Annotated in this window: 11 protein-coding genes; 7 read left to right on the top strand and 4 right to left on the bottom strand. The window is 35.1% G+C overall.

The features are described from left to right. Window positions 1-182 precede the first annotated feature (182 nt). The 4 genes from ACTF54_RS12955 (at window position 183) to pruA (ending at window position 4,828) form a co-directional block, all read left to right on the top strand. Window positions 183-1,442, top strand: a complete 1,260-nt coding sequence (locus tag ACTF54_RS12955) for a DUF5103 domain-containing protein (RefSeq protein ID WP_347195265.1) — start codon at window positions 183-185, stop codon at window positions 1,440-1,442. Window positions 1,443-1,470: 28 nt separating this feature from the next. Then, on the top strand, window positions 1,471-2,667 hold the full coding sequence (locus ACTF54_RS12950) for a DUF3667 domain-containing protein (RefSeq protein ID WP_347195264.1): 1,197 nt from the start codon (window positions 1,471-1,473) through the stop codon (window positions 2,665-2,667). A 3-nt stretch (window positions 2,668-2,670) separates the two neighbouring features. Beyond that, window positions 2,671-3,057: a Co2+/Mg2+ efflux protein ApaG gene (gene apaG, locus ACTF54_RS12945; protein ID WP_347195263.1), complete on the top strand. Its 387-nt coding sequence runs from the start codon at window positions 2,671-2,673 to the stop codon at window positions 3,055-3,057. Between the two features lie 142 nt (window positions 3,058-3,199). Further along, the gene (gene pruA / locus ACTF54_RS12940; protein WP_438969538.1) at window positions 3,200-4,828 is read left to right on the top strand and encodes an L-glutamate gamma-semialdehyde dehydrogenase; all 1,629 of its coding nucleotides are present in this window, start codon (window positions 3,200-3,202) and stop codon (window positions 4,826-4,828) included. A 55-nt stretch (window positions 4,829-4,883) separates the two neighbouring features. Here pruA and rsmG read toward each other — a convergent pair whose 3' ends face one another. Next, window positions 4,884-5,525: a 16S rRNA (guanine(527)-N(7))-methyltransferase RsmG gene (gene rsmG, locus ACTF54_RS12935; RefSeq protein ID WP_438969537.1), complete on the bottom strand. Its 642-nt coding sequence runs from the start codon at window positions 5,523-5,525 to the stop codon at window positions 4,884-4,886. Window positions 5,526-5,621: 96 nt separating this feature from the next. On the opposite strand from rsmG, the gene ACTF54_RS12930 reads away from it, so the two are divergent. Continuing rightward, on the top strand, window positions 5,622-6,809 hold the full coding sequence (locus ACTF54_RS12930) for a pyridoxal phosphate-dependent aminotransferase (protein ID WP_347195260.1): 1,188 nt from the start codon (window positions 5,622-5,624) through the stop codon (window positions 6,807-6,809). A gap of 215 nt (window positions 6,810-7,024) precedes the next feature. Here the strand turns inward: ACTF54_RS12930 and ACTF54_RS12925 are convergent, their stop codons facing one another. Together ACTF54_RS12925 and trkA are read right to left on the bottom strand one after the other, a co-directional pair. Further along, entirely contained in the window at window positions 7,025-8,521 is a 1,497-nt protein-coding gene (locus ACTF54_RS12925; protein ID WP_438969536.1) for a TrkH family potassium uptake protein, read from the bottom strand. After that, complete coding sequence (trkA, locus tag ACTF54_RS12920) at window positions 8,521-9,870, bottom strand: Trk system potassium transporter TrkA (protein ID WP_347195258.1); 1,350 nt, start codon at window positions 9,868-9,870, stop codon at window positions 8,521-8,523. The genes ACTF54_RS12925 and trkA overlap by 1 nt, the downstream gene beginning before the upstream one ends. 233 nt (window positions 9,871-10,103) lie before the next feature. Between trkA and ubiE the strand changes: the two genes are divergently transcribed. Beyond that, complete coding sequence (gene ubiE / locus ACTF54_RS12915) at window positions 10,104-10,838, top strand: bifunctional demethylmenaquinone methyltransferase/2-methoxy-6-polyprenyl-1,4-benzoquinol methylase UbiE (RefSeq protein WP_347195257.1); 735 nt, start codon at window positions 10,104-10,106, stop codon at window positions 10,836-10,838. 1 nt (window position 10,839) lies between these two features. Beyond that, window positions 10,840-11,541, top strand: coding sequence for a porin family protein (locus ACTF54_RS12910; RefSeq protein WP_347195256.1), 702 nt, complete (start codon window positions 10,840-10,842; stop codon window positions 11,539-11,541). 3 nt (window positions 11,542-11,544) lie between these two features. Here the strand turns inward: ACTF54_RS12910 and ACTF54_RS12905 are convergent, their stop codons facing one another. Continuing rightward, window positions 11,545-12,267: a TrmH family RNA methyltransferase gene (locus tag ACTF54_RS12905; protein WP_347195255.1), complete on the bottom strand. Its 723-nt coding sequence runs from the start codon at window positions 12,265-12,267 to the stop codon at window positions 11,545-11,547. Window positions 12,268-12,275 lie beyond the last annotated feature (8 nt).

The following is a 12,275-nucleotide window of genomic DNA, read 5'->3' as shown; positions in this document are numbered from 1 at the left end:
GGATGTTGTATTAATTCTTTTTTTAAAGTCTGCAAATTTACGACATAAAGATCTGAAAATTTCCTTAAAGTATTGTTTAGAACAAGTCTAAACAGATCTTTTTAGCAAGTTTGGCATCGCTTTCGCAAAAGCATAATTATTAATAGCTTTTCTTTATATTTATCAATTATTGCTATACCCATATGAAGTCGCACATTTCTCTCTTTATTACAGTTTTCTTTACATTTCTTTTTGGTTTATCACAGACTGAAGAGGAACTAGTAAACGACCCTGATTACATCAAATCAGTGACTTTTAATAAACCGCCAGAAAACATGTTACCTATTTTTGAATTGGGTGATACTTTTCAATTGAGCTTTGATGATGTTATAGGTGATGAGGCAGATTATTACTATCAATTTGAACATTATGATTATGACTGGAAACCTAGTCAACTATTTAAAAATGAATTTCTCAGAGGTATTGACGACATGCGCATATTTAACTATCGCAATTCATTTACCACTATTCAACCTTATTCTCATTATGACTTAAGAATACCTAATCAATTCACACAGGGATTTAAAGTAAGTGGAAATTATATGATCCATATTTATAATGACAGTCGTGAATTGATATTTTCTAGAAAATTTATGGTCTTAGATCAAAAATCTGTGGTAGGCGTAGAAGTGAAACGAGCTCGAGATTTAAATTATGTGTTAACACAACAACGTGTGGAATTTTTTATCGATTCACAAGAGATAAATTTCATAAACCCTAATGATCAATTAAAAACGGCAATTATTCAAAATAGTGATCTCAACACAACCATTACTGGTATCAAACCACAATTTAATTTAGGTAACAAACAAGTATATAGATATGATGAGGAAACTTCCTTTTGGGCTGGAAATGAATTCTTAAATTTTGAAAATAGAGATTTCAGGTCTCCTAATCAGAATATAGATTTTGTTCGTAAAAACGAGCTTTATGACGCCTATCTTTTTGTAGATGTACCACGTAAAAACCTTGAATATACTTTCAATCCAGATATTAATGGTAATTATCTAGTTACCACCATCACTAATGAGGATAACGACGTGCAGGCAGAATATGTCAATATTCATTTTGCGCTAGACACGCATGGTATTCAACTGCCACCTGATGCACGGATTTATATTATGGGAAATTATAATGCTTTTGAAACCCAACCAGAAAATGAGGCGATTTTTAATGAAAAATCTGGTAAATACGAGGCTATCATATTATTAAAGCAAGGTTTCTATAACTACAGATATACCGTTGTGTATGAGGACGGATCTCAAGATCCAGGTTTCATAAGTGGGAATAAATGGCAAACAGAAAATCAATATTCAGTTCTTGCCTATTATAGAGAATTAGGTGGTCGTTATGATCAATTGATAGGAATAGGAGAAGCAAATTCTAGAAATATTACGAATTAGTTATAGTTATTGACACCAACCATCCACCATGAAACCTACCACCAGATCACTTACAAAGTATAGAGGTGAAGAGTGCCTTAATTGCGGCACTCCTCTAGATGTAGAAGATAAGTATTGTCATCAATGTGGACAGCTCAATTCTAAAAAGCAGCTTGCGCTCAAGGATTTCTTTGGAGAGTTCTTTTCTAATATTTTTTCATATGATAGTCGCATTTGGCGCACCATCAAACATCTTTTATTCAAACCTGGCTTTGTAAGTAAGCGATTTATAAACGGCAAACGTTTTTCCTACGCAAATCCATTTAGGTTCTTTCTTAGCGTTTGTATTGTTTTCTTTTTAATGATTCAGACCATCGAATTTATTGAAAAATATACAGATCACGAAGTAGCCAAAGTCCTTAATAAAAATGGTGACCAAGGATCAAATATTGAAGTTGACAATGGCGTATTTTCCATATCAGTTAAGAATCAAAAGAAAAAAGAAAAGGAAACACCTAGTGATAAAGAGCTTAAAGAAATCGAAAATGAACCTTACATAGGCAAATATATTGCTGAAAAGATAAGAGAAGACCAGTTAAAGAAAATAAAAGAGGACAGTCTTAAAGCCATCAATCCAACTAAAGATTCTTCTGTTGTAGTAACTCAAAAATATCTGGATAGCCTAGGTTATATAAAAAGATTATATAAACAACTGGAATACTACGAATCATTTACTGCAAAAAACGAGATCACAGATCCAGAGACAGCACTTGCAAAAATGGACCACAATAACACTAGATGGAATCAAGCCGTTTTTGAAAAAACACTTCTTTTAAAAAGCATCAGCGATAACCCTTCTGTTCTTGTAGACATCATACTACCTAAACTGCCGTTGTTTTTATTTTTGTTTACACCTGTGCTTACCTTGTTCTTATGGCTTCTTTACGTACGTAGGGATTTTACATACATGGAACACCTCATTTTTGCTTTCAATGTTTTCACTTTTGTTTTCTTAAGCATGATTATCATCACTGTGGTAGAATTAATAAGTTTTGACTATGTGAATCTTGCATCCTTTTTCTTCCTGTTCATAGGACCTTTTTATTTATACAAGGCAATGCGCAATTTTTACAATCAAAAACGATTTAAGACTATACTAAAATTTCTTTTAGTAAGTTTTATATTTGTGATAGGACTTATTATCGGAATCAGTTTATTACTTTTGGTTGGTATCGCACTTTATTAGAATATGTTACAACAAATTACTAGAGGAATCAGGATAACTGTTAAAACCAGTTTTGAAGGTACATTTTATAAAAATTATAAGATGCACTACGCCTTTGGCTATTTAATTACCATAGAAAATCAAAGTAAAGATTCTGTACAACTTAACACGCGTCATTGGAGAATAAAGGACAGCCTAAGCCGCACAGAACACGTAGATGGTGAAGGCGTTATAGGTAAAAAGCCAGTATTAAAGCCTGGTCAGTCGCATACCTATCAAAGTGGTTGTTTACTTAGCTCTCCTTTTGGAAACATGAGCGGTTTTTACAACATGGTTAACTTCACTACTTCTAACCAATTTAGTGTTATCATTCCTGCATTTAAACTCAGTGCTCCTTTTGCATTGAATTAGGTAAATAAAATTCTCGCTTTCGCGAAAGCGCAATTAACAACCAAAACTGTCTTACGTTTAAGATTACTTTACCAACATACGATTACTAGAAACGGTAGATTATTTGTAATTTCACGCACAAATTAAAAATACAAATTACATCATGGGAAAAGGATTTTTCAAAGTACCAGTTGCTGTAAATGAGCCTATTAAGACATATGCTCCAGGAACTGTAGAAAGAGATCAAGTGCTAGCGGCTTACAAAGAGTTGTGGAATGCAAACACAGAAGTTCCTCTATACATTAATGGTAAAGAAGTAAAAACTGGAGATACTGCTCCTATAAGACCACCACACGACCACCAAAATGTAGTTGGTAATTATCACAGAGGCGGAAAAAAAGAAGTTCAAGAAGCTATTGAAACTGCACTAGAAGCTCGTAAAAAATGGTCACAGATGCCATGGGAACAAAGAGCTGGAATCTTCTTGAAAGCTGCAGAACTTGTTGCTGGACCTTATCGCGCTCGCATCAACGCTGCAACCATGATTAACCAGTCTAAGACTATCTTTCAAGCAGAGATAGATGCTGCCTGTGAATTAGTAGATTTCTTAAGATTCAATGTGCAGTACATGACAGAGATCTATGCAGAACAACCAGAGTCTACTTCTGGAGCATGGAACAGGTTAGAATATAGACCGCTTGAAGGATTTGTGTATTGTATATCACCATTTAACTTTACCGCTATTGCTGGTAACCTACCATCTAGTGCCGCTTTAATGGGTAACGTTTGTGTTTGGAAGCCTAGTGATCACCAAATGTTAAGTGCTCAAGTGATCGTTGAAGTGTTTGAAGAAGCAGGTGTACCACCAGGTGTAATAAACATGGTAAATGCAGATCCTGTAATGATGACAGATCAAGTGATGTCTCATGCAGATTTTGCTGGTGTTCATTTTACAGGTTCTACCGCGGTATTCAAAAGTTTATGGACCAAAGTAGGAGAAAATATAAACACCTATAAAACGTATCCAAAAATCGTTGGAGAAACTGGAGGGAAAGACTTTATCGTTGCTCACAAAAGCGCAGTACCTGCTCAAGTAGCAACTGCTATTGTACGTGGAGCTTTTGAATTCCAAGGACAAAAGTGTAGCGCCGCTTCACGTGCATATATACCTGAAAGTATGTGGCCAGAGGTTGAGAAAATGATACGCAGAGATGTGGATAGTTTTAAAATGGGATCTCCAGAGGACATGAGTAATTTTATTACTGCAGTTATTCACGAAGGTTCTTTTGATAAACTAGCAAAATATATAGATGGCGCAAAAAGCGACTCAAATGCAGAAGTAGTTATAGGAGGAAATTATGATAAATCAAAAGGATGGTTCGTCGATCCAACTGTAATTGTTACTACAGATCCTAAGTATGTAACTATGGAGACTGAATTGTTCGGTCCTGTAATTACTATTTATGTGTATGAAGATGATCACTATGAAGAAATGCTGCACCTGGTAGATACCACTAGTGAATATGCACTTACTGGAGCTATTTTAGGACAGGATCGTTATGCAGTAACACAGGCAACACAAGCTCTTGAAAATTGTGCTGGAAACTTCTACATTAATGATAAATGTACTGGAGCTGTTGTAGGACAGCAACCATTTGGTGGTGCTCGTGCTTCTGGAACTAACGATAAGGCTGGTTCTAAATTGAACTTGTTGAGATGGGTTTCTCCACGTATGATTAAAGAAACATTTGTAACACCTACAGATTATCGGTATCCTTTTTTAGGAGAGTAATTGAGATTTTAGATAAAAGTAAAAAGCCACATCGATTGATATGGCTTTTTTTATGTTATAAAGGCAAATGAACTACCTTTTTTGTTTCAAAAAAAGGATCGTCAAAAACATCTTCAAGTTCATAAATAGTTGCTTTTGGGAAAGGCTTTAATTCTTCTGTTAGATCACCACCTTTAAGATAAAGAATTCCGTTTTTAAGGTTGTGAAAACTATCTTTTCTAACCTTGTTCTTTACCCAATTCACAAAATCAGGCATATTTGTTACTGCTCTAGAAACCACAAAATCATAACGGCCTTTCACAGATTCTGCTCTACCGTGCTCTGTTGTGACATTTTCTAGACCTAAAGCTTCTACAACTGCATTGACTACCTTAATCTTTTTACCTATTGCGTCTATCAAATGAAAACTAGTTTTAGGAAACATGATTGCCAGCGGTATTCCAGGAAATCCACCACCAGTTCCAACATCAAGAACTCTTGTTCCTCCTGCTTTATTAGGTGCGCTTTCGCGAAAGCGTAACACAGACACAATCCCTAAGGAATGTAAAACATGTCGCGTGTATAACTGATCGATGTCTTTTCTAGAGATCACATTGATCTGAGCATTCCATTCTGTATACAAATCTCCCAGCTTAGAGAACTGTTCTAGTTGATGATCTGTAATATGCGGAAAGTGTTTTTTTATGATTTGATGCACTATTTTATAATTTTTACAAAAATAAAATATTAATTCTCGTTAAATGCGCTAGATAATTCAAGTGTTATGATATTTTTGTAATTCAATTATACTTTTATGAATTCTCAACTATCCGATCGCATTAATAACCTACCTACAAGTGCTACTCTCGCAATGGCCGCAAAAGCACGCGAACTTAAAGAGCAAGGAAAAGATATTATAGGTTTAAGTCTAGGAGAGCCTGATTTCAACACACCAGACTTTGTCAAGGATGCAGCCATAAAAGCTATTAATGAAAATTATAATAGTTATACACCAGTAGATGGCTATGCCGAATTAAAAGATGCAGTAATTCTAAAGTTCAAAAGAGATAATAATCTTACCTATGATCGCAGTCAGATTGTAGTTTCTACAGGTGCAAAACAATCTATAGCAAATGTAGCTATGGTATTGCTTAATAAAGGCGATGAATGTATTCTTCCTGCTCCATACTGGGTAAGTTATGCTGCTATAGTTGAGCTTGCAGAAGGAACTCCAGTTGAAGTTAGAGCAGGCGTAGAACAAAACTTTAAAATTACACCAGAGCAATTAAGAGCTGCCATTACACCTAGAACAAAAATGATGTTGTTTTCTTCTCCTAACAATCCTAGTGGTAGTTTATACAGTCAGGAAGAGTTGCAAGGTTTTGCAGATGTACTTGCAGATTATCCTGATATCATAGTAGTTAGTGATGAAATATATGAACATATCAATTACGTAGGAAAACATGCAAGCATGGCTTCTATTCCATCTATGTATGATCGCACGGTAACTATTAATGGGGTAAGTAAAGCATTTGCCATGACGGGCTGGCGTGTAGGCTATATAGGCGCTCCAACATGGATCGCAAGAGCCTGTAATAAAATGCAAGGACAAGTTACTAGTGGAACAAACTGTATCGCGCAACGTGCTGTTATAACCGCATTAGAAGCGCCAGTTTCTAAAATAAAATACATGATCGATGCTTTTGCTGTGCGTCGTGACCTGATTCTTAATTTGCTTTCTGAAATTGAAGGTTTTAAAACCGATTCTCCAGAAGGTGCTTTTTATGTTTTTCCAGATGTTTCAGCATTTTTTGGAAAAACCATCAAAGGTCAAAAAATTGAAAATGCCACAGATTTTTCTTTATTCTTATTAGAAGAGGCACTTGTAGCAACGGTTACTGGTGAAGCTTTTGGAGCACCTAACTGCATTCGTATTTCTTACGCTGCCAGTAATGATCAAATTATTGAAGCAATGAAGAGAATTAAAGAAGTACTTTCTTAAGAAAGCAGCTTCATATATATCATTAAAAAGGGAAGCTTTTAAAAGTTTCCCTTTTTTTGCTTCTTAATTTGCTGATGAAGCAGTAAGTACTTGCTGTACATACTCAATTAAACCAATCATAGGAAATAGAGATCAACTGGTATTTATTTTATCAAAACACCTCTTGATTACCGTTTATATAGTGGTAAATTGGAAAAGTTTAAGTGAATAAAACTTTACCTATTCCTCCAAAAGAAAGGTGTCAGCAATATTAATACAGTAAATAACTCTAGTCTACCAATTAACATTAAGAAACTACACCACCATTTTCCTAAAGCTGGTAATCCAGCAAAATTATCTACTGGTGAAAGATCGCCAAAGGCAGGACCGACATTCCCTAAACTACTTAATGCGCCACCTATAGCTGTTTCAAAATCTAATCCTAGAGCAGCAAGAACGACCGCACCAACAATAAAAGAAAGCATATAAAGAATAAAGAACCCTAATACATTAAATACAATACCACTTTGTAGAGCACGACCATTATATCTTACTGGTAAAATAGCGTTGGGATGCAGTGTTCTTTTAAACTCCATAATTCCATTACGAATAAGAATGATGTGTCTCATTACCTTAACTCCACCAGAGGTGGATCCAGCGCTACCACCCAAAAAGAACAATCCAAAAAACATAATGGTAAGAAAGGGCGTCCACATCGTATAATCAGCAGATACAAATCCTGTGGTCGTGATAACAGCAAGTACTTGAAATGTACTATGCCTAAAAGCACTTTCTAACTCTCCATAAACCATAGGATGATCAATAGAAGAAATAGAAGGATCTGCATTAAAATATATTAAAATACCTCCTATAATAGAGAAACCAAGTACAAAACTAGCGTACCATTTGAACTCGGTATCCTTTAAAATTTTACTGAATTTACCTTTAAAAGCAAAGTAACTCAAAACAAAATTCATTCCTGCTATAAACATAAAAAACACAATAATCCATTGAACAGCTGGATTATCATTCCAGTAAGCTGCACTGGCATTTTTAGTAGAAAAACCTCCAGTAGAAAGCGTACTCAATGCATGATTTACCGCGTCAAACCAACCCATACCAGCGATTTTTAACAATACTGTTTCTAAACCGGTAAAACCTACGTAAATCAACCACAATCTTTTGGCCGTATCTGTAATACGTGGGTGTAATTTATCAGCACTAGGCCCAGGAGCTTCGGCAGCAAAAAGTTGCATTCCTCCTATTCCAAGAAGAGGAAGAATAGCTACCGCAAGAACAATAATTCCCATTCCTCCTATCCAATGCGTAAGACTACGCCAGAAGAGAATTCCTTTAGGCATGATCTCAATATCATTCATGATACTGGCACCAGTGGTAGTAAAACCACTCATTGTTTCAAAAAAGGCATCCGTATAATTTGAAATTGCTCCAGTAAACATGTAAGGCATTGTTCCTGCAAACGCCATGATCAACCAGCCTAAAGTTACAATAAGATACCCTTCTTTCTTACGTAATTCTTTTATATGATCACGTGTTAAGTACATCACTAATGAACCTAAAAAAACAGCCACGCCAGCCGCTGCAAGAATTTCTAAAGTTTCATTTTCTCCATAAATCGCACTCACTAATGCAGATACTGACATAAATCCACCATTAAAGACTAGAAGAAGTCCCATGATGTAAATAATGATCTTATAATTAAGCTTTGTCATTATAGGAATAGTTTTTCCACTTTTGCTATGGATCTAGGTAAACAACACACTACTACTCGATCGCCCGCTTGAATAGTAAAGCTACCCAAAACTATATTACCTATTCCATCTCTTATCACACCACCGATAATGGCACTTCTGGGCACACCAGCATTTGCTATGGTTTTACCACATACAGCACTCTCAGGTTGCACGATAAATTCTAACAACTCTGCATTCATGTTGTTCAGTTTTGTCATTGCAACTACTTCACCTTTGCGTACATATCTAAAAATATTATTTGCGGCTAGTAATTTTTTATTGATCAATGTGTCGATTCCTATGCTGTGAGATAATTGAAAATAGTCCATATTTTCCACTAGAGAAATGGTTTTCTTAACACTCTTACTTTTTGCCATAAGGCAAGAAATAATATTGGTCTCACTATTACCTGTAACTGCTATAAAAGCATCCATTTCATGAATGTTTTCTTCTTCTAGCAATTCTACATTTCTACCATCACCGTTAAGTACTAGAACTTGTGGCAAGCAATCTGCAAGGTCAAATGCTTTTTTAGCGTCTTTTTCTATCAATTTTACATTAACACCAGCCTTAGAAAGTTGCATGGCACTTTGCCTACCTATATTACTTCCTCCTAAAATCATGACATTGCGCATGGCATGACGTGTTTTACCAGTTAGTTTATACAGTTCTTCTACTCCACCAGTCGTGGTAATAAAGTAAACTTGATCTCCTTCTTTAAATTGAGTATCACCACGTGGTATTAATGTGTATTGAGTACCAAATCTTTGGATCGCAATAGGCATAAAATGAATTTCTGGAAAGATCTCTCCAGCTTGCTGCACTGTTTTACCTACAAATTGGGCAGTGCGTTGCAAGTTCACACCTACCATGGTCAGAGCGCCATCTTCAAACTCATAACTATCGTTAAAAGCACTTTGATTGAGCAACAACTCAATCTCCTTGCTGGCTAGCGCCTCTGGAGAAATTAACTCGTCTATACCGAATCCGGAAAAACCAATCGCATCTTGATGTTCTAAAAACTCTGTATTTGTAATTCTTGCTACCGTACGTTTTGCACCTAGTTGTTTTGCCAGTACACAAATTGTTATATTAGTGGTTTCACTACTGGTAACTGCTATAACAAGATCTGCTTGATCAATTCTTGCATCTTGTAGAATTTTAATCGAGGTAGAATCACCACGCATTACCCTAATATCAAGATGGGTATCTGCATAATGTAAGTTTTCCTGTACCGGATCAATAAGAGTAATATCTTGTGACTCGTAAGACAGCAGTTTGGCTAGATGAAACCCTACTTCTCCAGCACCTGCAATAATGATTTTCATAGAATCGTTTCTGTAGTAGTTCAAAGATACTGGAATGCAATGTATTTTATAAAAAAAGCTTGATTTTTAACGGTTATAGATGTGTTTATCTCGCTTTCGCGAAAGCGGAACAAACATCAAAACTCTAGAGACTTAAAGTACTCATAATGTTTTGTTCCTTAAAAGGTAATTTGAAGGTATAGTAAGTATTACCTCATTGGTCTTCATTATATTTGCTTTTTAAATTAATAATCGTGTCAGAAGAAGTAAAGCCTTACAGAGAAGAAAAGTCTGGAAAAAAAGAACAAGTCACAAAAATGTTTGACACTATTAGTGGCGAGTACGATGGACTGAATAGGATGATTTCTTTAGGTCTAGATCAAAAATGGCGTGATAATGTTGTAAAATTAGTAGCTGCACAAAATCCTGATGTGATTATGGATATCGCTACAGGAACTGGTGATCTGGTTATTAAAATGGCGCAGCAAACTAACGCTTCAAGACTTATAGGACTAGATATTTCTAGCGGTATGTTAGAAGTAGGAAAGGTAAAAGTAAAAGAAGAAGATTTAGATAGTCGCATTGAGATGGTTCTAGGAGATTCTGAAAACTTACAATTTGACGATAATTCTATTGATGTTGTTACTGTTTCTTACGGCGTGCGTAATTTTGAAGATCTAGAAAAAGGATTGGGAGAAATTCTCAGGGTTTTGAAACCTGGTGGCGTGTTAGTCATTTTAGAAACAAGTGTACCTACTAAGTTTCCTTTTAAACAAGGTTATTATTTATATTCTGGTGTCATTGTTCCTACTTTAGGAAAATTATTCTCAAAGGATAAGATTGCTTATGGTTACCTGTCAAAAAGTGCATCAAAATTTCCATATGGAGAAAAATTCAACAATATTTTAAAGAAAGTTGGGTTTAAAGAAGTACAAAACGAATTACAATTTCATGGTGCATCGACCATTTATAAAGCTGTAAAAGCATAATATGAGACATATTATCCTTATTATCATTGTAGCAATGGGTTTTCAAACCTCTAGTGCTCAATTATTTTCAAAAGAAAAAATAAGAAATTTAGAAAATTTTGATCAAAAAAGATTGACGTGGGGTTATTACCTTGGGTTTAACTCTTATGATTATAAATTTGATTATAACGAGGTTACTGAAGACATCATTACAGAAACTAGTGCTGGATTTAACGTAGGTCTAGTAGGTGATTTGAGATTAAATAATTATTTCAATTTAAGATTAGAACCAGGAATTGTTTTTGCTACTAGAAACCTAACTTTTCCAGATCCACGTTTAACTACTGTTGCAGAAATGGAACGAGAAGTAACTTCTACTTACGTTCATGTGCCATTGTTAGTAAAGTTCTCTACCAAAAGAAAGAACAACTGGAAACCTTTTATTGTTGCAGGAGCATCCTGGTCTCACAATTTATCTAGTAATGAAGACAATCCAGATGACAACAGTGCTGGACAATTTAGACAAACGACAAATGTTATTAATTATGAACTAGGAATAGGTGTAGATTTATATTTATTCTACTTTAAATTTTCTCCATCTATAAGAGGTGTATTTGCTACAGGCGATGAACTAGTAAGAGATGCTGATCCAAACAGTGCATGGACCAGTAACATTACAAGCATGCAGTCTAGAGGTATATTTATCAACTTTACATTTCAATAAATCTTACTTAGGACGCATCCATTCTGCTAGAATGACAGAGGTTGCCATGGCTACATTAAGACTTTCTGTATTCTTATTAGTGCCATACTGAGGTATGCTTATGTTAGTTCCTCGGTCTAATAAATCTTTTCTAATTCCTTGAGATTCATTTCCTAGAATAATTATTCCTTCTTGAGGAAGCGCATTTTCATATATACTTGTTCCATTCATAGCTGTAGGATAAACTTGTAACCTAGTATGCTGTATATAACTTGCTAAATCTAGATAATGAACTTGGACACGTGCTAATGAAGCCATACTTGCCTGCACACATTTTGAATTATATACATCGACGGTTTCTTCACTACAAATGATATGTACTATACCGAACCAGTCTGCTAACCTAATAATCGTACCTAAATTCCCTGGGTCTTTTACATCGTCAAGAGCAATAATTTTTCCAGTTTGTGGTATCGCATTCTTAGGTTTCATTTTAAAAACCGCCAGATATCCTGGCGCTGTTTTAAGGTTAGAAACAGCATTCATATCTTTGGCACTTATGATTTCTGGATCTAAATCATCTAACTGGTGATTTCCTGAAGTAATCAAAATATCTTCAACAATAAGTTCAGAATGAACCAGTTCTCTAATAGATTTATAACCTTCTACAACAAAAAGTTGGTGCTCTTCTCGGTATTTTTTTCTACTTAGAGATTTGATAAGCTTTAACTTGCTTTTTGTAATCATTTATAATC

It is taken from the genome of Nonlabens sp. (assembly GCF_965657255.1).
Taxonomy (GTDB): Bacteria; Bacteroidota; Bacteroidia; order Flavobacteriales; family Flavobacteriaceae; genus Nonlabens.
Note: the sequence above shows the minus strand (reverse complement) of the source record. Positions and strands in the feature narration are given on the sequence as shown.